Source organism: Bacillota bacterium (assembly GCA_013178305.1).
GTDB lineage: Bacteria > Bacillota > Sulfobacillia > JABLXB01 > JABLXB01 > JABLXB01.
The window spans coordinates 356,427-381,020 of sequence record JABLXB010000003.1; the positions used below are offsets into that span (position 1 = coordinate 356,427).

Sequence of the window (24,594 nt, forward strand, 5' to 3'; positions counted from 1 at the left end):
GACGCAATGGAGCCGCTCAAGAGGGTAGATCCCGAGATATTCCGCTGTATTCAAGACGAAGAGCGGAGGCAGATGGGCGTGATCGAGCTCATCGCTTCCGAGAACCTGGTGAGTCGCGCTGTGTTAGAGGCGGCGGGGAGTTGCCTTACCAACAAGTACGCGGAAGGGTATCCCGGGAAACGCTACTACGGCGGCTGCGAGGTCGTGGATGTCGCTGAGGATCTAGCCAGAGACAGGGCCAAGCAGCTGTTCGGCGCTGAGCACGTCAACGTCCAGCCGCATTCGGGGGCCCAGGCCAATACCGCGGTGTACTTCGCGATGCTGAAGCCGGGCGATACCGTACTCGGCATGAACCTGAGTCACGGCGGCCATCTCACGCACGGCAGTCCCGTGAACATCTCGGGGAAATACTTCAACTTCGTCGCGTACGGTGTTAACAAGGACACCGAGCGGATCGACTACGACGAGGTAAGAGACATCGCCCGCCAGGTGAAACCGAAGATGATCGTCTCGGGCGCGAGCGCGTACCCGAGGACGCTGGACTTCCCCGCGTTCCGGTCGATCGCGGACGAGGTCGGGGCGTACCTGATGGTTGACATGGCGCACATCGCAGGACTGGTGGCCACGGGGCACCACCCCTCGCCAGTACCGCACGCGCAATTCGTGACCACGACCACTCACAAGACGCTGCGCGGCCCGAGGGGCGGCATGATCATGACGACTGCGCAGTATGCGAAAGACATCGACAAGGCGGTGTTCCCCGGGATTCAGGGCGGGCCGCTGATGCACATAATCGCGGCGAAGGCCGTGGCGTTCAAGGAAGCGCTCGACCCCGATTTCAAGGAGTACCAGGGCCGGATAGTGAAGAACGCGAAGGTGCTCGCCGAGTCTCTCGTGGCAAGGGGCTTCCGGCTGGTCTCCGGCGGCACCGACAACCACCTCATGCTGGTCGACCTCACGAACAAGGGGGTTACCGGACTCGAGGCGGAGAAATTGCTGGACCGCGTCGGGATCACCGTGAACAAGAACACGATCCCGTTCGAGACGAGAAGCCCGCAAGTCACCAGCGGCATTCGCGTCGGCACGCCGACCATCACCACCAGGGGGATGAAGGAAGCCGAGATGAAAGAGGTCGCCCGGCTCATGCACGAGACCATTGCCGCAAAGGACGACGAGGCGGGACTGGGCGCGATCGCAAAGCAGGTGCAGGGGCTCTGCGCGAGGTTCCCGTTCTACAACTAGGCGCTCCGGCGGGAGGTGCGCAAACCGCTCGACATGTTCTGACAAGGCGGCCGGGTTCGAGCCCGGCCGTTTTACCTCCCCTTCACTTCCCCTGCACAATTGCACCGGGCGCGCCGTCCGGGCGGATCACGGGCCGCATTCCAGGGCAGGATTTGTAGGCCTGCCAGGGACTTGTCCTGTTCGGCAGCCTTCGCCATGGGCCTGTCCACAGTTCGACTCACGTTGCCGTCAGGCCGATCTATAATTCGGCTTACCGGCGCCGGTGTTTGCGTAAACAGCCGGGGAGTCCGGTGTCAACGGTGTGCGGGCTGAAGCGCCTAATTCACGATAAATCAGGGATGGTGAGGTTGCCTTCGAGACTTGCAGGGCCTGCGAACGTGTCAGATCGAGGGACACTCGGATGGGGACCAGGGTTATCCACATTGCCGCAGGGCTGGAGAAGAAAACGGGCTCCCGCCCCATAGTCGCGGTTGATGCGCAGGGACAGGTTACCATTCCTGCGCAATACCTCGCGCTCATCGGCGTGAGCGGCGGCGGGAACGTGAGGATGATTGCGCGTGACGGCGGCTTCGTCATAGAGCGGGCCGGCTCGGGCGAACCCGAAACGTAGACCCGTGTGACGCCTGGATTGGGTGCGATGCCTTCCGCCTTCTGCCTTCCGGCTGTGAGGCGGAAGGTGTTGTTTTTCTCGGGGGATCCAGCCGGCAACTCGCATGGGCCCCGGTCGATGAGCCCCGTCGCCAGCGCCTACCTGCTCGACACCCGTATCCTGGTGGATCACCTGAGGGGCTACCCCCCGGCTCGAGAGCGCCAGGGTGGTTGGCGCATCCCTTGTAACGAGAGACGCTCGCCATTTACCCATGGACAACGTCCGGGTTATCGTGCGCTACAGGTAGGCTGTGGCGGAAGCGCAGAGACTGATGAACCGGCTTGCGGGAGCCGGCACGGGCTGGCGTGACAGGAAAGACGTGCTTATGGTAATATTGGTAACGGACCGAGGCTTGTCAGGAGGGAACGCATTTGACCCGGATCCTGGTCATCAATGGGCCCAACCTCAACCTGCTGGGCGCGAGGGAACCCTCGATATACGGTACAGATACCCTGAGTGACGTCGAGGATGCCGTGCGCTCCGAAGCCGGCAAGATCGGCGTGTCCGTCGAATTCTTCCAGTCGAACCACGAAGGCGCAATCATAGACACCATTCACGCGGCGCGCGGGCGCGTGGACGGCATAATAATCAACCCCGGAGGCCTGTCACACTATAGTGTCGCGCTGCTCGACGCTATGAAGAGCGTCGGCATCCCCTCGGTAGAGGTGCACGTTACCAACATCCACGCGCGGGAAGAGTTCAGGGCGGTATCAGTGACGGCGCGCGCATCGCGGGGAGTCATCTGCGGTTTCGGGATTCATGGATACGTGCTTGGCTTGCACGCGATAAACAGGGTGATTGGAGGCGGCTCACGCCCCTGATGACGGGTCAATCGAGGCTTTCGGCGGTGCGTGAATACCTTGAGCGCAACCGGCTCGAGGCCATGCTGGTCACCGGTCGAGAGAACTGCGCCTATCTCAGTGGGTTCACCGGCGAGGGAAGCCTGGTTGTGACGGCCACGGGTTTGTATATCCTCACCGATTCACGATATTTCGAGCAGGCGGGGGCGGATGCCCCCGCATTTGAACTTGTGAAGGTCAACGGCCTAGTGCCGGAGGCTCTGAGGGATCTCCTGGCGAGGGTCCCGGTCACGCGACTTGGCTTCGGGGAAGAGCACGTGACGTACAGGGAGTACTCCGAGATCGCCGATCGGGCGGCCGCCCGCGGGTGCGAGATGGTCCCCGTCCGGGGAGTGGTGGAGTCGCTCCGCGAGGTAAAGGACGCGGCCGAGGTGGACAGCATCAGGAAGGCCGCGTCGATCACCGCCGGAGCGCTGGCGAAGTTGGTGGACTCCCTGAAGCCGGGAGTGTCTGAAATCGACCTTGCCGCCGAGGTGGAATACCTCATGCGGAAGGCGGGGGCCGAGAGGCTCGCGTTTGAGCCGGTCATCGTGTCGGGGCCGCGCGGTTCGCTCCCCCACGGGGTCCCAACGGCCCGCAAGATCGGACGTGGGGAGTTCGTGACGTTCGACATCGGCGCGGTGTGGGGTTCCTACTGCTCCGACATGACCAGGACCGTCGCGGTTGGAGACCCGCCCGAGGAGCTCATGCGGGTCTACGAGGTTGTGCGGAAGGCCCAGCAGGCTGCGCTGTCCGTGATCCGGCCGGGGCTCGGGCTCAGGGAGGCGGACGCCGCCGCGAGGAGCGTCATTGTGGACGCAGGTTACGGTGAGTATTTCGGCCACGGACTCGGCCACGGCGTGGGGTTGGCCATCCACGAGTCGCCGCGACTCTCGCCTAAGGCCCCGGAAAACGGCATGATCCGCGAGGGCATGGTGTTCACCGTAGAGCCGGGGGTGTACATACCCGGCGTTGGTGGAGTCAGGATCGAGGACACGGTCGTCGCGCGACCGCACGGGGTTGAGGTACTGACGGATTTCCCAAAGCACCTGATCAGGCTGTAGATCCGGTTTCGGTGAAGGCGTTCAGGCAACAATAGGATCGCGGAGGGGGAGTATCCCAGGTGATTTCCAGTAACGATTTCAGGACAGGTGTAACGATCGAGGTGGACGGCGAGGTCTATTCCGTCGTAGAATTCCAGCACGTCAAGCCCGGCAAGGGCTCGGCGTTCGTCAGGACCAAGCTGAAGAACGTCAAGACCGGGTCAGTGCTCGAGCGGACGTTCGCCGCAGGTGAGAAGTTGCCGCGGGCTCACCTCGAGAGGAAGGAAGTCCAGTACCTCTACAACAGCGACGGCGAATACGTGGTCATGGACAGCCAGACCTACGAGCAGTTCAACCTGACCGGAGAGCAGATCGGTGACGGCGTCAAGTTCCTCAAGGAGAACATGACGATGTGGGTCCTGACCCACGCTGGCGCCATCATGGGCGTTGAGATCCCCAACTTCGTGGAGCTGGAAGTAGTCGAGACCGAGCCCGGGTTCAAGGGCGACACGGCGACGGGTGGTACCAAGCCCGCGAAGCTCGAGACCGGGGCGATTGTCAAGGTCCCGCTGTTCGTGAACATCGGCGACAAGATACGCGTGGATACGCGCACGGGGACGTACCTCGAGCGGGCGTGAGAGCGGCGAACCGGGCACGGCCCGGCATCGAGACGGATTCAATTCCGGAATTGATGGGGGGATTGGCGTGGCAAAGGAACTGGTCGAGAAGGTGGCTTACCTCCGCGGCCTGATAGAGGGCATGGGAATCGGGAGGGACGACAAGCACGGCCGGGTCATCCAACAGATGGCCGATATCCTGTCCGACATGGCCAGGGCGCTCGAGGAGATAACCGACAGGCAGGTCGAAACCGAGGGAAGGATCGAATCCATCGACGAGGACCTGGCGGCCGTCGAGGAAGACCTGTACGACGTCGATGACGAGGAATATGTGGATATCGAGTGCCCCCACTGCAAGGAGACCATCTGCTTCGACGAGGACCTGCTCGAAGGCGACGACGAGCTCTGCTGCCCTAGCTGCGGCGGGGTGATATTCTCCTCGGAGAACGACGAGGAGGGCAACGGCGAAGACCGCAACGACGACGATTCGGGCGAATCCCGCTCCGATTGACCTCCGGACAAATTGTACAGAGGCTCAGGCAGCGCCGGCATGGGAGCGCTGCCTTTGTGAGCGATCACGTGGGCGCATAAGTCCAGCATGTCTCGGAACCGTTCCAGTTCACGTATCTGGAACGCATGTACTGGAGTTTCTGCCGTACCTTGTCCTGTAAGTTCACCGGAACGACCCGCAGGTTAACCACGTTGACGTCGTCGTTTCTGCCGATTCCAGCGAGTTCAGCGTGCACCTCCAACTCGCGGTGCACGTCCCACCTCTTGCCAGGTGCCGGCAGGACCGCCAGGTCGACGTCGGATAGTGGCGTCTGGGAGAAAGGACCCGGGAAAGCCTCACTGGGCGTCCCCCTTTGCACTGCGTGCTTTGCACGATGTTACCCCATCCAAGGTATTTTATTCCATTGTACCGAGCTGCGCTGCCCGAGCTGCGGAGGCGTGGTATTCGGGGCCCTCGCTGTCTGCGTTCCGCATATGCCTGTGGATTGCCGAACTGGGGGAGCAGAGTTGGCTTTCAAATGTTTCTGAACCGGTGCTACTGGATCATTCTACAGCTGGTGGTGATACAAGTACCGGAGTGCAGACTAAAAAGTTGGGGGAGTATTAACCCAGATCGCGACAACCTCATCTGGACCGCAGTTGCGCCACCGGTGCTGCTGGGAACTCTTGAACTGGAGGCTATCGCCTGAGGCCACGACATACCTCTCGGTTTCGTCGAGCCAGACCTCCAACGTGCCACTCAGCACGTATATGAACTCTTCACCTTCGTGGGCGATGTTCTCCGTGCGACCAGCCCCGGGCGCTATCCGATAGAGAAGTGACTCGATCATGAAACTAGAGATATTGGTCAACAACTGGACACTAATACCTTTCTCGTCGGTCTGTAGCTGTTTGCCTTGACCCGCAGGCACGAGTTTGCTTTCTGTCGACTCGCCACCTTGGTCGAAGAAATGTAAGAGGGTCTTATCATAAAACGTCGCCAGTTTCTGCAGAGTGGTAATTGAGACATTAACCTGACCCGACTCAATTCTGCTCAGGTAAGAGGTGGAGATCCCAGTCGCCCGGCACACCTCTTCTAGAGTGAGCCCTTCCTTCGTCCGTAGCGCCCTTAGTTTCTGACCCAGGACTATACTGGGGTCCTGGCTATCGGGCTTGGAGGGCTTTGCTACGGGCTTTTCGCCCTGGGACGCAAGGTATTCTCGCAATCCGGCTATGTTGAAGCCTTTGACATTGATCAGGTAATGTATCTTCTTCAGATTTTCGATATCGCTCTGGGTATAGAGCCTGTACTGTCCGCTTCGGGGGCTCAACCGGATGAGCCCGGCCTTCTCCCAGTTTCGGAGTGTGGACGGGGTTACGCCTATCAGTATTGCTGCAGTGCCAATACGGAAAACGACTTGATCCCGTGACATTTAACCTCCGCCTGCCAAACCCTTATCATTGGCCTAAAGATCTACCACATCTAGTTTTGCACAACCACACTGATTCCTTCCTTAACCTGCTCCAGTTAACTATAAAACATTTTTCCTTAATAGCAATATTAGCAGGAAAATGAACAATCCCGTAGAATCTTGAGATCAATACGAGATGCGTGGTGCCTTGGTCGTTATCGAGGTGAGATTGTGACCTTTCCACGTGAACTGTAACGCTAAGGCTGAATGGGGAGCCTATGTCGATGGAACTGGTCGTAGGGATCAGCGGAGCAAGTGGGGCCATATACGGCTATGGGCTGGTCCGTGTTCTAGACCGCATGGGCGTCGGGGTCCACGTGGTCTGCACCCCAGTGGGCCAGAGAGTGTTGCAGCATGAGTGTGGCGTAGGCTTGGATACGATCCGTCGATATGCAACCGTCCATTCCAATGATGATCTGTTCAGTCCGCTGGCCAGCGGGTCCCATCACACAGACGGAATGGCGGTTGTACCGTGCTCAATGCATACTCTAGGCGTTATCGCTTCGGGGTTGGGCGAGGGCTTACTGGCGAGAGCAGCGGACGTGACGCTCAAGGAAAGGCGCAGGCTTGTGGTGGTTCCTCGTGAGACGCCTGTAACCATTATCCACATGGAGAACATGCTTAAACTCGGACAGGCGGGCGCAGTGATCGTTCCAGCGTCTCCTGGGTTCTATAACCACCCGCAGACTATGAGCGACCTTGTTGGAGCCATGATCGGGCGGATCCTGGACATCCTCGGCGTGGACAACCAGCTCTTTACACGGTGGGGACAACAGGGCTACTGAAGGAGGCCAAACGTTGGCCCTCTCATTGAGGTGTTTTCTGGATCAACTGAGGCAGCGCGGGAATCTTTGGAGTGTAGCAAAACCCGTTGACCCCAGGTTCGAACTCGGAGCAATAGTTAAGAAAACTAGGGGAGCTACCCCCATCCTGTTCAAACAGGTTGTTGGGTATAACATGCCTGTGGCCGCCGGGGTGGTGGGTAGCCGGGAACTTCTGGCCTTATCGATGGGGGTACAGAAGGACCAGCTTATGACACGGATCGTTGAGGCCATCACAAATCCGGGAACCACTCGTTCGGTGGCTACCGCTCCCGCACAGGAAAATGTGCTAACAAAGGACATCGATCTTATGAAACTACTTCCAGTGCCGACCTTTCACGAAAAGGACTCTGCGCCTTTCATCACAGCCGCGGTCCTCATGGTAAAGGACCCCATGGACGGACGTAGGTTCACTTCGATCAGGAGGATGCAACTGAACGGGCCCAACTGCCTTAGTATTGTCATCGAGTCACCTGGCCTGCTCTCCCAGTATGAGCAGCTCGAACGCCAGGGGAAACCACTCGAAGTTGCTCTCATAATAGGGGTACACCCAGTCATCACACTGAGCTCGCAGCTCCCTACGCAGACGTTCGGTCTCGACAAGATGGCGGTCGCCAGCGCGCTGGCCGGTGAGCCTATCCGCATGGTCAATTGCATAGAGGTCGACCTTGAGGTGCCTGCGGATGCCGAGATAGTTCTGGAAGGGCGAATACTTCCGAAGGTGCGCAAATCGGAGGGGCCATTCGGCGAGTTATTTGACTATTACGGGCCTCAGACCATGCAGCCCGTCGTCGAGATAAGCACCGTGACTTTTCGATACAACCCGATTTTTCAGGTGATTTTCCCCTCCAGTTACGAGCACAAGATGACCGGGGCGCTCATGCGAGAAACGATCCTTTTCAATCACGTGCGGCATGTAGTCCCGACCGTGAAGAGCGTAAACGTTACGATGGCTGGTGGTGGTCGATGCCATGCCATAATCTCTATCAAGAAGACCGTCGAGGGGCAAGGGAAGCAAGCGATTTTTGCGGCCTTTGCCGCCAATAAAGACATCAAGCATGTCTTAGTCGTTGATGATGATGTTGATATCTTTGAGCCGGAAGATGTCGAGTGGGCGATAGCCAGCCGGGTTCAGGCAGATCAAGGCGTGATAATAGTCCCCGGCGGCCAGGGCACTCCGTTGGAACCATCCCACGTGATTAGAGGAGTCTCCGCCAAGATGGGTATAGACGCCACATGTCCGCTTTCCGAAAAGCAAAGGTTCGAGCGCGCCCGCATTCCGGGATACGACCACATCAACCTGGACGATTACCTCACCCTGGAGCGCTAGGGGGTGACCACCGTTGAGCAACGCCATAGGCTTCGTGGAAACTCGTGGGCTGGTCGCGGCCATCGAAGCAGCGGATGTTATGGTCAAGTCTGCTGATGTAAAGATCATCGAATACCGGCTTGTCGGGTCAGGGCTCGTAAACATTACTGTCCAGGGAGAAGTGGCAGCGGTGAAAGTGGCCGTGGATACGGCGGTAGAGCGGGTGAGGAAACTCGGTGAGGCCATCTCGTTCCACGTGGTGCCGAGACCCCATGAGGACCTGCTCAAGGTCATACCTCTGCGGGAGGCGATTGAGCCTTGACGGATAGCCTTACCGAAAAAATCATCAGGGACATCCTCGCGAGATGTGGGACCGCCGACACCGCTGCCGGAGCGCGTCTGCAGCGGCCCAACTACCAGCGCGAGAAATGGAAACCACGGGTCGGATCCCGCGAGAGCAAGGACCACAGCCCGGCCCCCAGTGTTAATGCGTGCGTGCTGCAACCGGCAGCCACGGCCCCTCTGGTTCAGTCCAACCTGCCTGCTGGTGCGCTGCTTGGTTTCGCCGTTAAGAGAGCCAGCCCCGGTCACAGACCCGCTGAGGCAGGGCCCGAGGAACCTGTCGGGTGCCCGGCAGACCCAACGTCGCGAACCACAGCGCCTGAGGAACCGCGTGGGGAGGCTCCGGACCTACCCGGTATTGAGTTCCAGGGAGTTGCTGGTGGTGATACGTTTGGCTACGTGATGGCCGACATGGATCTGCGCCTGATCGAGCATCTCAAAATCGTCACCCAGAACCAGGCCGTTGGTGTCTTGTGCTCGCGTCGAGGAGCTGCCCCGTTGATCGTGGCGGCGGATGAAGCATGCGGGAGTGCGGACGTAGGTATTGCAGACATAGAACTGGTAGATGGCGATCGAGGCAAGCGTGGCGCGCTGGTGGTGTTTGAAGCGCAAAATGCCTTGGAAGCGACCAGGGTCGTGGAGACATGCCTTAACAACGTAAAAGAACGCCAACGGTACATCCTGGAAACCGGTGCCGGCGGGATAGAGACCCTCTACTGCTCGCGAGCGGCTCGGATCATTAACAGGCTGTTTAACGTACCGCTCGGCCGGGCATGTGGGGTAATCGCTGGCTATCCGGCCGCAGTAGGCTTGGCGGCTGCCAGTGTGGCGCTAAAGTCTGCTGATGTATTCCTGGAAAGCTTCTGCGGCCCCTCATCGTCCTGTCGCGTCGGGAACGAGTTCTGGACCGTCATTTCGGGCGACCCGAGCAGAGTCAAGACGGCTCTTGACGCTGCACACAAAATGGGAGCCGCCATCCTGCAGAGGCTGGCTACCAACACCGGGGAGGTTTCAAGTTGAGCGACGCACTGGGTCTCATCGAAGCAATCGGTTACGCCCCTTCCATGGCCGCCGTGGATGCAGCATGCAAGTGCGCGGAAGTAGAGTTCCTGGGGCTTGAGACGGTGATTGGAGCGGGGGGGAAAGCCTCAGTCGTGGTCAAGTTCAGAGGCGAGGTGGCAACGGTCACCACAGCGGTCGAAGCCGGCCTGGCAGCCGCTCGCTCGGTGGGTGAGGTACTTGCCTGGCGCGTCATGCCACGGCCACACGAGTCGCTTTCCAGGTTGATTTGGAGTGAAGAGACGCAAGCGTCAATCATTTGCAGGTAGGCGATCAGGCGGCGGCTGGTTAGTATCAGATGCTGCACCGGTTGCACAATTCCCAATAACATATGAAAGGCGGGTATTGAGTCATGGGTGAAGCTCTAGGTCTTGTCGAAACAAAGGGCCTTACCGCTGCTATCGAGGCGGCGGACGCCATGGTTAAGGCGGCGACGGTCACAATCGTTGGGTATGAGAAAATCGGATTCGGCCTTGTAACCGTCATGGTACGGGGCGATGTCGGTGCAGTCAAGGCCGCGACGGACGCAGGGGCGGCAGCGGCCAAGCGTGTCGGTGAACTCGTATCGGTACACGTAATTCCCAGGCCTCACGCGGAAGTTGAGAAGGAAATCCTGGCAAAGATCCAGGACGCACCACGTGGCTGAGTCGTGAACCATGAGAAGTCTGTACCTGACCTCGTTCAAGCATTGCATGGATGACGGCCGACAGGCCTTCCGGGACTCCGCCAGGAAGGCACTGGTTCTTGTGCCGGGGTCCAGTGTGGGGGCTGCGTTGGGGTTCGGCACACTCGACGTCTTGAGACGAGGTGGGTATGAGCTGTTGGTTGTACCTTCTCAGGATGCGATCGATGTCCTGGGCAAGGACAACATCGCATCACTTGCAGGCCTCACGGGCACACAGCTCGATATGGGAAGATGCGGGCCAGACATCGTCAAGCATGTTGATCTGGTCTACCTTCCGGTGGTCTCTCCCAGCCTGGTGGCGAGGGTCGGTCACGGTATCTACGATGAACCGCTGGCATCTCTAGTGTTTCACGCATTGATGGCAGGTGTCCCCGTAATTGGTACTGAAGATGGGGCCCGGCCAACGTCGGACGGTTACAGGGCCAAGGGGTACTCGAACCCATCGCCCGGTCTCGTTGAGATGCTGGAGGCCAACCTTGGGGCGGTAGCGGCGCTCGGGATGCGTCTATATCCATCGAGATCGGTGGCGAAAGAACTGGGGAGAGTGATCAACATCCCTTCGGCCGTGCCAGCCGGGAAACCATCGGTCCTCAACACTAAAGTGATCACCCGGTCAGACCTGGTTGGGCTGGAGAACTGCACTGTGCTGGTCCCCACCGGAGCCAGGTTTACCGAACTTGCCAAAGAGTACGCGGCCGAAAAAGGTGTCAAGTTCTCCTGTAACCAGGAAGGGGAGGTGTGCTGATGTACCTCGGCAGGGTGATCGGGACCGTCGTGGCGACACGCAAAGACGAAGGCCTGGTTGGCACCAAACTCCTCATCACTCAACCGGTGGATGCTGAGCGAGAACCCATCGGACAGCCGTTCGTTGCTGTAGATACAGTCGGTGCTGGAGCAGGAGAGATTGTGCTGTACGTTACCGGGAGCGTGGCTCCCTACGCCGTACGCAGGGGGGCCGTCCCGATAGACGCCGCTATAGTGGGTATTGTTGATCGGCTGGAATTGTCGAAGGACTAGCCAATCCTTTGGGGGGGGGAGTTACTCTGGACGCTCAAGTCTATAAGACCGGGCTCACGCGCAGGCAACTGGTGGATATACTTATGGGTCAGGGCCAAAAAGCAAGCCTGGTACTCAAAGATGGCCTTGTGGTGAACGTCATTACCCGCGAGGTTTACCAGGCTGATGTGGCCATTTATGACGACCTTATCCTCAAGGTGGGTGACGCATCAGACCTGACCGGCCCTTGCACCGAAATGCTCGACCTTAAGGGCAAGTATTACGTGGCCCCAGGTTTTATAGATTCTCATATGCATTTTGAAAGTAGTATGCTTACCATTTCGGAGTTCTCCCGTCTGTCCATCCCTTCCGGCACTACAACGCTCGTCGCGGACCCACACGAGATCGCAAACGCGCTCGGCCTTGTGGGCATCAGGGCAATGTGCGAAGAAGCGACGTTAGTGCCGAGCAGGGTTTACCTCGTCATACCCGCGCTTGTCCCGGACTGCCCGGGCCTCGAGACCGCGTGCTGTAACATCACTTCAAAGCACATGGCTGAGGCGCTGGGCTATCCCAACGTCCTCGGCATCGGGGAACTGCAGGGGTTTTCAAACGCCAGGGCGGTTCACCGGTACGCCCCACAGGTGGTCACCGACCTAGTGGCTTCGACTACCTATGCGCAGTCGATGGGGAAAACCGTTGACGGCAATGCCCCCGATCTTTTCGGGAGCGAACTGGCCGCCCACATCGTGGCCGGGGGCACCGAAGTCTCATGCCACGAGACAACGCGAAAGGACGAATGCCTCGAGAAGATCCGATACGGCGTTTATGTCTTCATGCGGGAGGGTTCCACCCAGAAAAACATGGCGGAGTGCATCAGGGTTGTGACCGAGGAAGGCGTGGACTCGCGCCGACTCATTGCGGCCACGGATGATATGGTCGCGGAGGACCTTGCAAGCACCGGCCATATGAACTGGGCGATCCGCAGGATCATCGAGCAAGGTATCGACCCGGTGGAAGCGATCCAGATGGCGACCATCAACCCCGCCACTTACTTCGGGCTAAAGCACATCGGGGTACTCTCTCCTGGGAAAATGGCCGATATCGCTGTGATCTCGGACCTGTCCGCGATGGAAATCGAGAAAGTTTTCATTGGCGGCAGGCTTGTCGCCGGGGCTGGTCAGACGCTTATCGATATCCCCGTTTACACCTACCCCGATAGCACAAAACGGTCGGTCAGGCGCGAACCTGTGGAGGCAGACATGCTTCAGGTAAGAGCGCATTCCGGCACTGCTCGCGTCAGGACGATCGGTCTAATTCCTGACCAGAACCTTACGGACCTACTCGAGTTTGATATACCTGTACAAGGTGAAATCGCGATGGCCGACCTTGGACAGGACGTTTTGCCGATCGCTGTGGTCGAACGCTACGGGCGCACCGGCGGAATAGGAAAAGGATTCGTAAAGGGATTTGGGCTATCGAGTGGCGCCTTCGCGGAGAGCGTCAGCCACGATGCCCACAACATCATTGTGGTCGGCACGGATCATCGGGACATGGCGGCCGCGGTCAACAGGGTTATCGAGATGAATGGGGGCGTCGCGGTCGTTAAGGGTGGCCGGGTGCTGGACGAGCTGCAGCTGCCCGTGGGTGGACTGATAACGGATGAGGTAGACGGCCTGAGGCTCAGCCAAAAGATAAGTGCTCTGCATGCTATTGCACGAGCGGAACTCGGCTGCCGGGTCCATGCTCCGTTCATGCACCTTTCGTTCTTATCGCTGACGACCAGCCCCAAGTTGAAAATCACGGACCGGGGTCTCATTGACGTGGAGCGATTCGCCATCGTGGACCCCGTCGTGTAGCCAAACGAGATTGAAGGGAAGGTAGGGCTATGACCCAGTACATTCACGCGGTGCCGAACTTCTCAGAAGGCCGCCGGCAAGAGGTCATCGAGACTATTATAAGCCAGGTTAGGGGCGTGCCTGGGGTAAAACTAATCGGTTATTTCCCTGACCCCGATTTCAACCGGACTGTGGTCGAACTGGTCGGAACGCCGCAGCCGATGGTTGAAGCCCTGTTGAACATGGCGGCCAGAGCAATAGAACTGATCGACATGGAGCAGCAGACCGGGAGCCATCCGAGGATCGGTGCTCAGGACACCATTCCGCTCTTCCCCATGAGAAACATCTCCCTGGACGAGTGCACTCAGCTCGCGGAAGAAATCGGGAAGAAACTCAACGGGCAAACCCGCGTTCCAATATTCTTTGCGGGCGAGAACGCCCGTATCCCCGAAAGGAAAGCGCTGGACTTCATCCGCAAAGGCCAGTACGAGGGGCTTCGAGATTTGCTCCTGAGCGGGAACTGCGACCCCAGGCGCCTCCCAGACATCGGCGATGTCAAGGACTTCGTGCATAAGGGGGGTACCATTGTCAGCGCGGGCTCCAATCCTCTCGTAGCAGTCAACTACATATTGAACACGGATGATGTCCAGATCGCAAAACGGATCGCCCGCGCGGCCAGAGGCCCGTCCGGAGGGTTCTCCTCAGTGAGGGCGGTTGGGCTCAGGTTCACCGATCGAAACCAGGCTGTCGTGTCCATGAACATGTTCGACCACAACGCGACCCCGCTATCCCGTACGTTTAACCTGGTGAAGTCCGAGGCGGAACGGTATGGCGCGGCCATAACCGCCACCCAGCTCATCGGAACCGTTCCACAGGAAAGCCTGGTGCAGGTGGCCGAGTACTTTCTCAGGCTTGAAGGCTTTGACCGGACCCAGATAAGGGAAAACCACCTGATCGATCTACACGACGCAGGTGTAGTGGAGGCCTCGAAACCGGCGGCGCTTACAGATATGTCCGTAAAACGCTTTGTACAGGAGCTCGCGTCCAACTCACCCGCCCCCGGTGGTGGGAGCGTGGCGGCTCTCTCGGCCGCTATGAGCGCGGGCCTGCTTAGCATGGTCTTAGGCCTGACGCTAGGCAGGGAGAAGTTCGCGGATGTTGAGGGCGAGCTGTACCCACTCAAGGAAAAAACGCGGGCGCTCCACACAAGGCTTCTCGAACTTGCCAACATCGACACGGACACCTTCAACGAGGTCATGGCCACACTCAAACTACCCAGGGAAACGGAAGAGCAGAAGCAAGAACGCTCCGCCAGAATTCAGGCTGCCTACAAAAAAGCTGTCGGAGTTCCCCTCGAGGTTGCTGAGAAGTGTGTTGGATTACTCGAAATGTGTCCCGTCATAGCCGAAAAAGGGAACCCTAGCGCGCTGTCGGATGCCGGTGTGGCAGCGAACATGGCCTACGCCGGGCTTGAGGGAGCGGCAATGAATGTCAGGATTAACCTGGGATCTATCAAGGACGAGGAGTTCGTCAGGGAAACCCGGAGTAGGGTGAACGCCGCGCTCAAGGTCGGGCGCGATCTGAGAGACCGAGTTGCCGCTTACGTTAACCAGAAGATCCAGGTATTCTGTGCAGTACCTTAACGAGCAACAGGGGGGGTTGGCTGGTGGCAAGGATCGTGGACTTGTCGCAAGAGATCTACCAGGGAATGCCCGTTTTCCCACTGCACCAGAAGACGTTCATTTTTCAGAATATAACTCACGAAGAGTGCGTTCGGCAGATCGGGTTTGGGTTTGCCACCAGAAACCTGCTCATCAACGAACATGGGCCGACGCATAGCGACGCTGTTTACGAGTATAACCCTGCGGGCCCGACGATTGAACGGATGCCTCTCGAGTATTTCCTCGGCCCCGCCGTGTGCCTCGATGTGTCACACATATCTCATGAAAAGTACATTGAAGTCCAAGACCTGCGAGAAGCGCTTAAGAGGGCTGGCTTGGAAATTTCGAGAGGCGATATCGTCCTGCTCTACACGGGACACTACAACCGAAACTACGGCACCGCGAAATGGCTCACTCAATACTCGGGGCTGAGTTATGAGGCCACCGAATGGCTGGTGCAGAAAGGCGTAGTTAACATCGGCGTTGACGCGCCAGCCATCGACCACCCGGATGACACGAAATACTCAGGCCACGCCGTGTGTGCTCGGTACGGCATGACCAACACTGAGAACCTCGCCAATCTGGATAAGGTAGCGGGCAAGCGTTTCCTGTACATCGGGTTGCCGCTCAGAATCAGGGACGGCACCGGTTCACCGGTGAGGGCGGTAGCCTTGCTCGATGAGTAGCGGCCCCAGGCTATCGCCTGACCGAATAGCGAGGAGGTGGTAGCGACAGTACCCATACGAGTTACGCAACCGAATCGGGCTGGGATCCTGAGCTGCTGAATCCGATTTTAGGAGGGGTAAGGATGCGGTAGAGGGTTGGAGATGAGAAAACGCCGAGGGTAACATTGGCGTATTCGGGTGATGGGTATCTCTCAATGGGAGGAGATGAATAGATGAACTTGAGCGACTTGTTAGCAGCTATGGCGGTCGTTGTAAACGGCTTACCTCAAGGACTCCTGGCATTGACGTACGGGTTTGCGGCCTTTCCTACCGCTTTGGGCTTTGCGGTCGGCACGATCGGCGCAGTTGCCTTTTCTCAGGTGGCGCCAATATCGTTCCAGGCGGAGTCCATCGTATTGGCCGGCACCATGGGTCGCGATAGGGAAGAGCGCCTCAACATCGTAATCTTGACGGGTATCGTCATGACAATCGTAGGAGCCCTGGGCCTGCTCGAGCCCACCATTCGCTTCATAGGGCCCGCCATCTTAAACGGTATGATGGCCGGCGTGGGTGTGATACTCGCTACTGCGGCCATAAACATGATCAGGGCGAACTATGTTGTTGGCGGGCTTTCCGCCGCAGCCGCCATCCTCACTTACGCCTGGTCAAAGAACCTCGTACATACCATAGTGATAAGCGTGCTCCTCAGCTCTGCTATATGGATCTTCGTGAAGAAGCAAGAGAGCGATGCCTCTCCGGCCGGCGATCTCTCTATCGAGGTTCTGAAGAGAACTCCTTGGAAGATTAACCCCCACGTCATAAGGAGCACCCTGGCTATGATCACTCTCCAGATCGGGGGGAATATAGCGTATGGGAGTATTACCGGTGGCATCGCTAATACCCCGGTTAACGTCGACCACATAACGCTGTACTCCGGGATTGCCGACGCCGTTAGCGCCTTGTTTGGAGGAGGCCCGGTGGAAGCCATTATTAGCGGTACGGCTGCTGCACCCCATCCCATGATCAGCGCCGTCTTGATGATGGGCATAATGACGGTGATACTGGCGTTGAAACTTCTTCCCAGGATAGCCAGGCACGTTCCCAGTGAATCGATCGCGGGATTCCTATTTGTCCTGGGAGCCATCGTCGTATTCCCTGCCAACATCGGGCTCGGGCTCAAGGAATCTCCAGTTACAGCCGGCGTGACCGCCGTGGTCACTGCGGCTACTGATCCTTTTCTTGGGATGGTAGCGGGTGTGATTCTGAGGTTTCTAATGTAGAGGCCACAACATACAGGCTCAAGAAAACAAGGTCCAGACACTGGGGGAAGATGCCATGGGCGTGAGCAACTTGTCTCGGGTAGAAAAGGGAGACTGCGCTTTGATCGTAATTGACATGCAGTCGGATTTCATCTGCGAAGGGGCGCCGATCGAGTGTCCGGGCGGTCGCGAAATCCTCCAGCGACTGAAGGAGTTACTCGCGTTTGCGCGTTCCCAGGGGATTCCGGTAATCTACACCCAAGAGATGCACCGACCGGAGAAGATTGACTTTGGGAGGGAGTTGGAGCGCGAAGAGCCGGAACACTGCGTGGAAGGTACTCCCGGCGTGGAAATCATCGAAGAGATTAAGCCCCAGAAGGGTGACTTCGTCGTACCGAAACGCAGATATAGCGGTTTCTACTTGACAGATCTGGAGATCTTACTTAAGGGCCTCAAGAAGAAGACCCTGATCATTACAGGCGTTGCTACCAACGTGTGTGTTTATGCCACCACTCTGGACGCTCAACAGAGAGACCACCACGTAATCGTTATCTCGGACTGCGTCGCTGGGACAAGCAGGGAACTGCATCAAGCGTTTCTCCGGAATACCGACTACGTCTTGGGTGACGTTGTTACGGCACAAGAGATGATGGACACTTTGAAAAAGTAAGTGTCGACGGCAAAGAAATACTGGCGACTCCAAGTTTTTGCAGACTGGTTGAGTTGGGAAAACAGCCCGATCGCACAATGCTTGCAGGGTGTTTGGTGCTGAACAGGGAGGGGGCCGGCCCGCGGGGAGCCGGCCCTGACGGTACACATGCCGAGTTCGACGGCTGCCAGGCGCACCGCGCCTTCGTCGACTTGTAGCCAAGGAATCGGCGGAGGGTAGGTACGAGGCATGGGCCGTCGGGCACTCCATTTTCACTGAAGGAGAAACGTTCGACCAGCTAAGAGAGGCTGTTAGAGACGCTGTCCGTTGTCACTTTGAAGAGGAGAATATGCCTCAGATAGTGTGCCTGCATTTCGTGAAGTCCGCAGGACTCCTGCATGCCCCATGGGTTACAGCCTTGTTCAGATAGGCCCTCTAGTTTCCCATACAGAGACGTCGAATCTGGACGGCGGCCTGAACCCCTTCCCGACCGCTCTTTACGGGACCTACATACAATCCTCTCTTCTCCTCCAAGTACATCCTCTTTGTTTTCATTATCCGCCCAGTCCCTCCACACTTGTGGTGGAGACCCCTGATGGTACGCCGCAGCGCGAAAACAGAGTCCCGGCAGCAGCTCCCACGGATCTGGCCGGGCTGACCCTTACGCAGGTTAGAGAACGACTGGCGGCCATGTCTACGAGTACCAGTATACATCCCTGAATTGGTCGACTGAACGCGGGAACTACACGATTATGGACGCGGTGGACCTGGATGTCGCGAGGCGTCCAGCCAGGATGAGCGAAAGACTGGGCCTTCTCGCGGGGATGGGGGCGTGGCTTGCCCTGGCCGCGTGGGTACTCCTCGACTCGCGCGAGCGAGGCAGCGACGTAGTTCCGGCCTGGTTTCTTATTTGCGCTGTCAACCGGACCCGTAGCCCTCCTGAATGCACCACCCGGAAGCCGAAATGCCCCGCGGGTGGTGCTATTGTTTTCCAGGAGACTGCCTCCCCGAGAATATTCGAGTCGCGGGACAAATATCTTTATCGTGCAAAGGGGGTCAGGCATGGGCGCAGCGTTTCCCTGGAAACCTCCGGCCGTCAACCGGAGCCGTTTCGATGGGAGGTTCAGGCGCGAGATAGTACCGTTCCTGCCGGAGGGGATCAGGGAAGCAGTCGTGTCTTACCTGGACCGCGCGCTGGGGCCCTTGCCGGAGGAGGTCCGGCTGAGAGTCAACCGGCCACTGGGTGTGACGACCAGCGATGGCGAGGTGTCGCTAGACCGCGCCGGCCGGCCGGCCGCCGGCGGGGGAATGTGCGTGGAGCGCCGGCACATCGACCGCGCACTCGAGCTGGTGACGGGTTCGTCACTGTACGCGGTCGAGGACCAGATCAGGCAGGGCTTTGTGACCCTCCCCGGCGGCCACCGTGTGGGCGTGGCGGGCACGGCCGTCACGGAGGACGGCGCCGTGGGTACTTTCCGGGACATCTCCGGTGCCAACTACAGGGTAGCGATGGAAGCGCTGGGGTCGGGTCTCCCGCTTATGCCGTGGCTCGTACGCGACGACGGCTCCCCGGCGAGCGCGCTGATTGTGTCGCCGCCGGCCTGCGGCAAGACGACACTGCTCAGGGACGTCGTGAGATGCTTTGCGGACGGCCTGGGCTGTAACCGGGCGCGACGCGTGTGCCTCGTGGACGAAAGGTCCGAAGTCGCAGCGTCCAGCGGGTATCCCCGCAACGACGTCGGCGCCCTCACGGATGTGCTGGACGGATGCCCGAAGGCGCAGGGCATCATGATCGGGCTCCGGTCGCTGTCACCGGAGGTCGTGGCGACCGACGAGATCGGCAGGCCGGAAGACGCGGCGGCGGTGGGAGAGGCGGTGCTGGCTGGTGTGGCTGTGATCGCCACCGTCCACGGCAGGGACCCGGCCGATGCGGCGCGGCGCCCGGGAGTGGACGCCGTCATCCGGCAGGGGCTGTTCGATAGGGCCGTGGTCCTGTCGAGGAGGTTCGGCCCCGGCACAGTGGAGGGCGTGTTCGACTTGACCCGGGACGGGGGCTGCTCGATTGCTCGCGAAGACTCTCGGACTCATGATGCTCGTCTCAGGATGTTCAGGGGCGGGGCTGGTGATGGCGTCGACCTATACGGCACGCGGCAGGGAACTGGCTGACTGCAGAAACGGGCTCGCTCTGCTCGAGACCGAGATCTGCTTCTTCGCTCGCCCGCTGATCGGGGCTCTGGAGGCTGCGTCGCGGCAAAGCCGCGGCGTTGCACGCGTACTCTTTGCGGAGGCGGCGCGGCACCTGGGCGAGGGGCTGCCGGCGGCGGCCGCATGGGAGTCGGCGGTTCGGCGGGCCGTGGAATGCTCGTCGCTCTCGGAGGCGGACGCTGCGGCTTTGCTGGGACTGGCGCCACTCCTCGGGAACACCCCCGTGGGGGAACAGAGGCGCCACATCCGGGGTGTGGCCGAGAGACTCGGCGCCCAGGAGGCGGAGGCCCGGGACAGGCAATCGAGGGAGGGCAGGCTCTGGGGATACGCCGGCGTCCTGGGCGGACTTGCGCTGGCGGCAATCTTGCTCTAGCGGGGGGACCTCGATGAACGTCGACCTGATCTTCAGGATAGCGGGCATAGGCATCATCGTATCCGTGCTGCACACCGTCATCAAGCAGGCGGGCAAGGAGGAGTACGCCTGGCTGGCCACCCTCGCTGGCATAGTCATAGTGCTCAGCATGGTGATCCAGGTGATAAACCAGTTCTTCGAAGCAGTGAAGACCATGTTCCGGCTGTACTGACCGGGCGGGGGGAGGGGGGGACGGCATTCATGGAAATGGTGCAGGTGATGGGTTTCTCGCTCGTTGCAGTGATGCTGCTCGCCATATTGAGGGAGCAGCGCCCGGAGTTCGCGGTGGGGTTGAGCGTCGTGGCCGGCGCAGCCGTGTTCCTCCTGCTCCTTGGCAGGATCGGCGAGGTTGTGGGGGTCATTCGCGACCTCGCCTCGAGGGCTGGGATAAGCGAGCTGTACCTCTCGAGCGTGCTCCGCATCGCCGGAGTCGCCTACATAGCGCAGTTCGGAGCGGAGGTCTGCCGCGACGCGCGCGAGGCGGCCATCGCCTCAAAGGTCGAACTCGCCGGCAAGGTGCTGATCCTGATCCTGGCGGTGCCCATAATCCAGGGGATTCTGGAGACGTTCGTGGGGATGCTGTCGTGACAGGGGACCACGGTGAATTGACGATTGCTCGCGCCCCACGGCGGGCCCCGCTCGTGGCGGCTGTGGCCGCTATGGCGCTGTGCTGTGCCGTGTGCGCGGCGATCACCGTGCCTGCGGGCGTAGCGCGGGCCGCAGCGGCCGCAGGCAACGATGGCGCCGGCTCCACCGGGTCCGGGCGGGTAGGCCCCCCCGGCGTGGAGGGCCTTGTGCAGGGGCAGGCCGCCAGGCTGGACGACGGGGAGTTCCAGAGACTGCTCGACCAGCTGTATCGCGATACGGCAGGTTACGCCCCCGAGATACGGTGGAGGGACGTGGTTTCCGAGGTCTCGCGCGGCCGTCCGGGGGTCGACGTAACCGCCATAATGCGCGGGCTGGGCGAGTACCTGTTCCGGGAGACGATGGCCAACTCCAGACTCCTCGGGAGGCTGGTGATCCTGGCGGTTGCCGCGGCGCTTCTCGAGAATATCGGTTCGGCGTTCGAGCGAAGGGGTGTGGCCGACCTGGCGAAGGCGGCGTGCTACCTCGTGCTGGTCGTGCTGGCGGCGGGGAGCTTCATCCACACGATGTCCGCGGCGCGAAAGGTCATTGCCGACATGGTTACGATGATGAAAGCGCTGCTCCCCACGCTGATCGCCCTGGTGGCCGCGTCCGGCGGCCCTGTCAGCGCGGGCCTTCTCAAGCCGGCGATCATAGCGACGGTGTACGCGGTCTCGGTGATTACCTCGGACTACGTGCTCCCGATGCTCATGCTCGCGGCCGTTATCGACCTCGCGGGCCACGTTGTGAAGCAGTTCAGGATATCGGGCGTCGCCAGCTTGTTGCGGCAGGCGAGCGCGCTGGTGCTGGGGTTGTCCCTGGCGACGTTCCTGGGCATGGTGGCGGTGAACAAGGCCGCGGGCTCCGTGGCGGACGGCGTGGCGCTCCGCTCCGCGAAGTTCCTAAGCGGGACGTTCGTGCCCGTGGTAGGTAAGATGTTTTCCGACGCCGCCGAGATGGTATTCGCCTCGTCCTACCTGCTGCGTAGCGCCGTCGGCATCGCGGGGGCCGCCGCCGTGATCGTCACGGTTGCATACCCGCTGTGCAAGGTTCTGTCGCTCATCATCATCTACCGCGTGGCTGCGGCGCTGATGCAACCGATAGGCGCCGACACGCTGGGTGAGTGCCTGAACAGCATAGCGAATGCGCTGACGTTCATGTCCGCGGCTGCGGGGTCGGTCGCCATCATGTTCGTGCTGGCGATCACGGCGCTCGCTGTTGCGGCCAACCCTGTGTAGGGCGGGGGTGCTCGATGCAGGCCTTGAAGGAATGGGTCAGGGGGATAGTGATCTTGACCGTGTTCGCGGGGGCTGTGGACATGGTGCTCCCGGCGGGGGATCTCAGGAAATACGCGCGCCTCGCGCTGGGCCTCCTGATAGTCCTGAGCATCATATCCCCTCTCGCGGGGATGACGAGGGCGGGGACCTGGTCGACGTTCGCCGGGGGAAACGCGCTGTTCCCCCGCGGGCCGGGTGCGGCGGAGCCGGGCGATATGGATGACAAGACGCGGCAAGTACTGGAGTGGCAGGCCGAGGCCCTGGCCGGCGCGGTCCCGGGCGTGAGGTCCGCGAAGGTCACTGTCAGGATGAGACAACCGGGCGAGTGGCCCATGCCGCTCGGCGCCGCGGGGATCGAACGCGTGACAGTCAGGGTCGTTACCGGCGGCGCAGCAACCCCGGGTAGTGGTGGTCCGGCGCCTTCGGTGGAGCCTGTGCCGCCTGTCATACCGGCCGGATCTCGTGGAACCCCCGCGCATGGCGCGCAGGGACGGGCGACGGACGCGGAGACCCGAAAGGTAGCGGATGCGATCAGGTCCGTTATCTGTGAGAGGTTTGGACTCGGCGAGGACGCTGTACTCGTTGAGATAGCCGGGTAAACCGGCACGTGTTCCGGGGTGGGGTGAGACATTGGACCGGGACTGCTGGCAGGATAAGCAACAGGTTCGGTTCTGGACGTTCGCGCTGCGTGGCCGAAAGCTCCAGATCTGGGCCAGACTCGTCGCACTCGCCGCGCTTGGGGTGCTGCTGATCGTGGCGGGACCGCTCCTCGCGCCCGGGGGGAGAGCGAAACCCATCGAGGAGCAGAACGCGGCTGCGCCGGCTGCCACCGTTGACGGGTCCCTCGCGGCGCTGGAACGGGAATTCGCGCGCGAGGCGGAGTGGGTGCTCGGCCGCGTGGCCGGCGCTGGGAAGGTCGTGGTCTCGGTGCGGCTGCGCTCCGGCCCCGGCTACCTTTACAGGGACAACCGGAACTCGACCCAGAGAAAGACGGAGGAAAGGGACACGAGCGGCGGTACCCGGACGGTTACCGAGACGGTTGAAAGCTATCAGGCGGTCATGGCCCGCAGGCCGCAAGGGGGCGAGGAGTCGCCGGTGGTGACGGGGGTCCACCGCGCGGAAGTGGACGGGGTGGTTGTCGTGGCGGAGGGGGCGTCAGATTCGAAGGTGAAGGCCGATCTATTCAGAGCGGTGCAGGTCATGTTGGGTGTTCCCGCGCACAGGGTCACCGTACTTACTATGAAGGCAGGTGAGTAGTGTGCTCAAACTGAACGCCAGGGGGCGAAAGATCGTCAGGTTCGTGGCGTTCGCCGTACTGGTGGTGGGGGTCGTCTGGTACGTTTCGCTGAAACGGGTGGAGGTGGAGAGGCGTAACCTCGGCCAGCCCGTCAACAAGGAAACGGCTGCAAAGACTACGGGGACGGTCGAAAGGAAGGACTTCTACAACGACTACAGGCTGACAAGGGAACGCACTCGAAGCCAGCAACTGGACCTGTACAGGGAGATAATAAACAACACCAACGCTGAGCCCAGCGCACGTAAAGAAGCCAACCAGGTGTTTCTGAAGATGACCCACTACGTCGGCAAAGAGGCGGAGCTCGAGAACCTGATAAAGGCCCGCGGGTTCGAGGACGCGATAGTCTCCCTGTACGAGAACACCGCGGTGGTCATGGTGAAGGCGAAAGAGATATCCCAGGCGGATGCCGCCAAGATCGCCGACATTGTGAGCCGCGGGGCAAACATCAAGCCTGAACAGGTAAGCATAGTCCCGAAACCGTAGGGTCCTCTGCAGGGAACGCCGGTTCCGGGCCGGATAGCGCCGAGCGGGCAGCGCGACCGGCAGGATCCGGCGTTTGTGTTGCTGGGAGTATATGGAAGGAATGCGCGTAAGGGCACAGAACTAAGTAAGAACCGGACTTGAGGTTCTGCTCGAACGCCGTTTATTGTAACGAGCAGGCTCTTCCGCTATAATTGTTAATGTTGGGATTAGGAAGCCCGGTCCGGCGCCAGGGGGTGGGCTTGTGGACGGAGCGCCTGCTGCCGAAGAGCGCGGGGGACAGACCGAAGGTAACGTAAGGATATCCGATGACGTGGTCGCAGTCATAGCCGGAATGTCCTGCACTGAGGTTGAAGGCGTGGCAGGCATGTCGGGGGGCCTTGTCGGGGACTTGTCGGAGATCCTCGGGAAGAAGAACTTCTCGAAAGGCGTCAAGGTCGAGGTGGGTGAGAAGGAGGCTGCCATCGACCTTTTCGTCGTGGTGGACTACGGTGTCCGGATTCCCGAGGTCGCTCAGAGGGTGCAGGAGAACGTGAAGACCGCCGTCGAAATAATGACCGGCTTGAAGGTTGTGGAAGTCAACGTCCACGTCCACGGCGTGGCGTTTAACCCCGGTGAGCAGGAAGAAGCGCGCGTCAAGTAGCCGCGCGGAGGGAGTGGTACG

Annotated in this window: 30 protein-coding genes; 28 read left to right on the forward strand and 2 right to left on the reverse strand. The window is 60.1% G+C overall.

The window, feature by feature from the left end; translation table 11 throughout:
* Nucleotides 1–6 precede the first annotated feature (6 nt).
* From HPY55_09370 to HPY55_09395, 6 genes are all read left to right on the forward strand, one after another.
* Nucleotides 7–1,242, forward strand: a complete 1,236-nt coding sequence (locus HPY55_09370; GenBank protein NPV70837.1) for a serine hydroxymethyltransferase — start codon at nucleotides 7–9, stop codon at nucleotides 1,240–1,242.
* A 400-nt stretch (nucleotides 1,243–1,642) separates the two neighbouring features.
* On the forward strand, nucleotides 1,643–1,852 hold the full coding sequence (locus tag HPY55_09375; protein NPV70838.1) for an AbrB/MazE/SpoVT family DNA-binding domain-containing protein: 210 nt from the start codon (nucleotides 1,643–1,645) through the stop codon (nucleotides 1,850–1,852).
* A gap of 410 nt (nucleotides 1,853–2,262) precedes the next feature.
* Nucleotides 2,263–2,712, forward strand: coding sequence for a type II 3-dehydroquinate dehydratase (gene aroQ / locus HPY55_09380; GenBank protein ID NPV70839.1), 450 nt, complete (start codon nucleotides 2,263–2,265; stop codon nucleotides 2,710–2,712).
* Nucleotides 2,712–3,794: an aminopeptidase P family protein gene (locus HPY55_09385; protein NPV70840.1), complete on the forward strand. Its 1,083-nt coding sequence runs from the start codon at nucleotides 2,712–2,714 to the stop codon at nucleotides 3,792–3,794. The genes aroQ and HPY55_09385 overlap by 1 nt, the downstream gene beginning before the upstream one ends.
* Before the next feature lie 59 nt (nucleotides 3,795–3,853).
* Complete coding sequence (gene efp / locus HPY55_09390; protein NPV70841.1) at nucleotides 3,854–4,411, forward strand: elongation factor P; 558 nt, start codon at nucleotides 3,854–3,856, stop codon at nucleotides 4,409–4,411.
* Nucleotides 4,412–4,478: 67 nt separating this feature from the next.
* Nucleotides 4,479–4,901: a hypothetical protein gene (locus HPY55_09395; protein ID NPV70842.1), complete on the forward strand. Its 423-nt coding sequence runs from the start codon at nucleotides 4,479–4,481 to the stop codon at nucleotides 4,899–4,901.
* A gap of 64 nt (nucleotides 4,902–4,965) precedes the next feature.
* Here the strand turns inward: HPY55_09395 and HPY55_09400 are convergent, their stop codons facing one another.
* Nucleotides 4,966–5,154, reverse strand: coding sequence for a hypothetical protein (locus HPY55_09400; GenBank protein NPV70843.1), 189 nt, complete (start codon nucleotides 5,152–5,154; stop codon nucleotides 4,966–4,968).
* Nucleotides 5,155–5,484: 330 nt separating this feature from the next.
* The gene (locus tag HPY55_09405) at nucleotides 5,485–6,312 is read right to left on the reverse strand and encodes a helix-turn-helix domain-containing protein (GenBank protein ID NPV70844.1); all 828 of its coding nucleotides are present in this window, start codon (nucleotides 6,310–6,312) and stop codon (nucleotides 5,485–5,487) included.
* Nucleotides 6,313–6,575: 263 nt separating this feature from the next.
* Between HPY55_09405 and HPY55_09410 the strand changes: the two genes are divergently transcribed.
* The 22 genes from HPY55_09410 (at nucleotide 6,576) to HPY55_09515 (ending at nucleotide 24,573) form a co-directional block, all read left to right on the forward strand.
* Nucleotides 6,576–7,136 carry a UbiX family flavin prenyltransferase gene (locus HPY55_09410; protein NPV70845.1) on the forward strand — a complete coding sequence of 187 codons (561 nt, stop codon included), beginning with the start codon at nucleotides 6,576–6,578 and terminating at the stop codon, nucleotides 7,134–7,136.
* A gap of 13 nt (nucleotides 7,137–7,149) precedes the next feature.
* Complete coding sequence (locus tag HPY55_09415; GenBank protein ID NPV70846.1) at nucleotides 7,150–8,502, forward strand: UbiD family decarboxylase; 1,353 nt, start codon at nucleotides 7,150–7,152, stop codon at nucleotides 8,500–8,502.
* A gap of 13 nt (nucleotides 8,503–8,515) precedes the next feature.
* Complete coding sequence (locus HPY55_09420) at nucleotides 8,516–8,803, forward strand: BMC domain-containing protein (protein ID NPV70847.1); 288 nt, start codon at nucleotides 8,516–8,518, stop codon at nucleotides 8,801–8,803.
* Nucleotides 8,800–9,843 carry a propanediol utilization microcompartment protein PduB gene (gene pduB / locus HPY55_09425; GenBank protein ID NPV70848.1) on the forward strand — a complete coding sequence of 348 codons (1,044 nt, stop codon included), beginning with the start codon at nucleotides 8,800–8,802 and terminating at the stop codon, nucleotides 9,841–9,843. Before HPY55_09420 ends, pduB begins: the two co-directional genes overlap by 4 nt.
* Entirely contained in the window at nucleotides 9,840–10,151 is a 312-nt protein-coding gene (locus HPY55_09430) for a BMC domain-containing protein (GenBank protein NPV70849.1), read from the forward strand. The genes pduB and HPY55_09430 overlap by 4 nt, the downstream gene beginning before the upstream one ends.
* A gap of 83 nt (nucleotides 10,152–10,234) precedes the next feature.
* Nucleotides 10,235–10,528: a BMC domain-containing protein gene (locus HPY55_09435; GenBank protein NPV70850.1), complete on the forward strand. Its 294-nt coding sequence runs from the start codon at nucleotides 10,235–10,237 to the stop codon at nucleotides 10,526–10,528.
* Nucleotides 10,529–10,538: 10 nt separating this feature from the next.
* Nucleotides 10,539–11,312, forward strand: coding sequence for a hypothetical protein (locus HPY55_09440; protein NPV70851.1), 774 nt, complete (start codon nucleotides 10,539–10,541; stop codon nucleotides 11,310–11,312).
* A complete protein-coding gene (locus HPY55_09445; protein NPV70852.1) occupies nucleotides 11,312–11,584 on the forward strand; it encodes a EutN/CcmL family microcompartment protein in 273 nt (90 codons plus the stop codon). The genes HPY55_09440 and HPY55_09445 overlap by 1 nt, the downstream gene beginning before the upstream one ends.
* Before the next feature lie 83 nt (nucleotides 11,585–11,667).
* Nucleotides 11,668–13,422, forward strand: coding sequence for an adenine deaminase (gene ade / locus HPY55_09450; GenBank protein ID NPV70853.1), 1,755 nt, complete (start codon nucleotides 11,668–11,670; stop codon nucleotides 13,420–13,422).
* A gap of 29 nt (nucleotides 13,423–13,451) precedes the next feature.
* On the forward strand, nucleotides 13,452–15,044 hold the full coding sequence (ftcD, locus tag HPY55_09455) for a glutamate formimidoyltransferase (GenBank protein ID NPV70854.1): 1,593 nt from the start codon (nucleotides 13,452–13,454) through the stop codon (nucleotides 15,042–15,044).
* 20 nt (nucleotides 15,045–15,064) lie between these two features.
* Complete coding sequence (locus tag HPY55_09460; protein ID NPV70855.1) at nucleotides 15,065–15,748, forward strand: cyclase family protein; 684 nt, start codon at nucleotides 15,065–15,067, stop codon at nucleotides 15,746–15,748.
* A gap of 212 nt (nucleotides 15,749–15,960) precedes the next feature.
* Nucleotides 15,961–17,007: an NCS2 family permease gene (locus HPY55_09465; GenBank protein ID NPV70856.1), complete on the forward strand. Its 1,047-nt coding sequence runs from the start codon at nucleotides 15,961–15,963 to the stop codon at nucleotides 17,005–17,007.
* Nucleotides 17,008–17,062: 55 nt separating this feature from the next.
* Complete coding sequence (locus HPY55_09470; GenBank protein NPV70857.1) at nucleotides 17,063–17,656, forward strand: cysteine hydrolase; 594 nt, start codon at nucleotides 17,063–17,065, stop codon at nucleotides 17,654–17,656.
* Between the two features lie 1,173 nt (nucleotides 17,657–18,829).
* Entirely contained in the window at nucleotides 18,830–19,801 is a 972-nt protein-coding gene (gene spoIIIAA / locus HPY55_09475) for a stage III sporulation protein AA (protein ID NPV70858.1), read from the forward strand.
* Nucleotides 19,698–20,213 carry a hypothetical protein gene (locus tag HPY55_09480; protein NPV70859.1) on the forward strand — a complete coding sequence of 172 codons (516 nt, stop codon included), beginning with the start codon at nucleotides 19,698–19,700 and terminating at the stop codon, nucleotides 20,211–20,213. The genes spoIIIAA and HPY55_09480 overlap by 104 nt, the downstream gene beginning before the upstream one ends.
* Nucleotides 20,214–20,226: 13 nt before the next feature.
* Nucleotides 20,227–20,424, forward strand: coding sequence for a stage III sporulation protein AC (gene spoIIIAC, locus HPY55_09485; protein NPV70860.1), 198 nt, complete (start codon nucleotides 20,227–20,229; stop codon nucleotides 20,422–20,424).
* Between the two features lie 29 nt (nucleotides 20,425–20,453).
* Nucleotides 20,454–20,840, forward strand: a complete 387-nt coding sequence (gene spoIIIAD / locus HPY55_09490) for a stage III sporulation protein AD (protein ID NPV70861.1) — start codon at nucleotides 20,454–20,456, stop codon at nucleotides 20,838–20,840.
* A 17-nt stretch (nucleotides 20,841–20,857) separates the two neighbouring features.
* Nucleotides 20,858–22,114, forward strand: coding sequence for a stage III sporulation protein AE (spoIIIAE, locus tag HPY55_09495; protein NPV70862.1), 1,257 nt, complete (start codon nucleotides 20,858–20,860; stop codon nucleotides 22,112–22,114).
* Between the two features lie 14 nt (nucleotides 22,115–22,128).
* Nucleotides 22,129–22,752, forward strand: a complete 624-nt coding sequence (locus HPY55_09500; protein ID NPV70863.1) for a stage III sporulation protein AF — start codon at nucleotides 22,129–22,131, stop codon at nucleotides 22,750–22,752.
* A 31-nt stretch (nucleotides 22,753–22,783) separates the two neighbouring features.
* A complete protein-coding gene (locus HPY55_09505; GenBank protein ID NPV70864.1) occupies nucleotides 22,784–23,410 on the forward strand; it encodes a hypothetical protein in 627 nt (208 codons plus the stop codon).
* A gap of 1 nt (nucleotide 23,411) precedes the next feature.
* Nucleotides 23,412–23,933 (forward strand): SpoIIIAH-like family protein, encoded by a 522-nt coding sequence (locus tag HPY55_09510; GenBank protein ID NPV70865.1) that lies wholly within the window; start codon nucleotides 23,412–23,414, stop codon nucleotides 23,931–23,933.
* A gap of 241 nt (nucleotides 23,934–24,174) precedes the next feature.
* The gene (locus tag HPY55_09515; protein NPV70866.1) at nucleotides 24,175–24,573 is read left to right on the forward strand and encodes an Asp23/Gls24 family envelope stress response protein; all 399 of its coding nucleotides are present in this window, start codon (nucleotides 24,175–24,177) and stop codon (nucleotides 24,571–24,573) included.
* The last annotated feature ends 21 nt before the right edge of the window (nucleotides 24,574–24,594 follow it).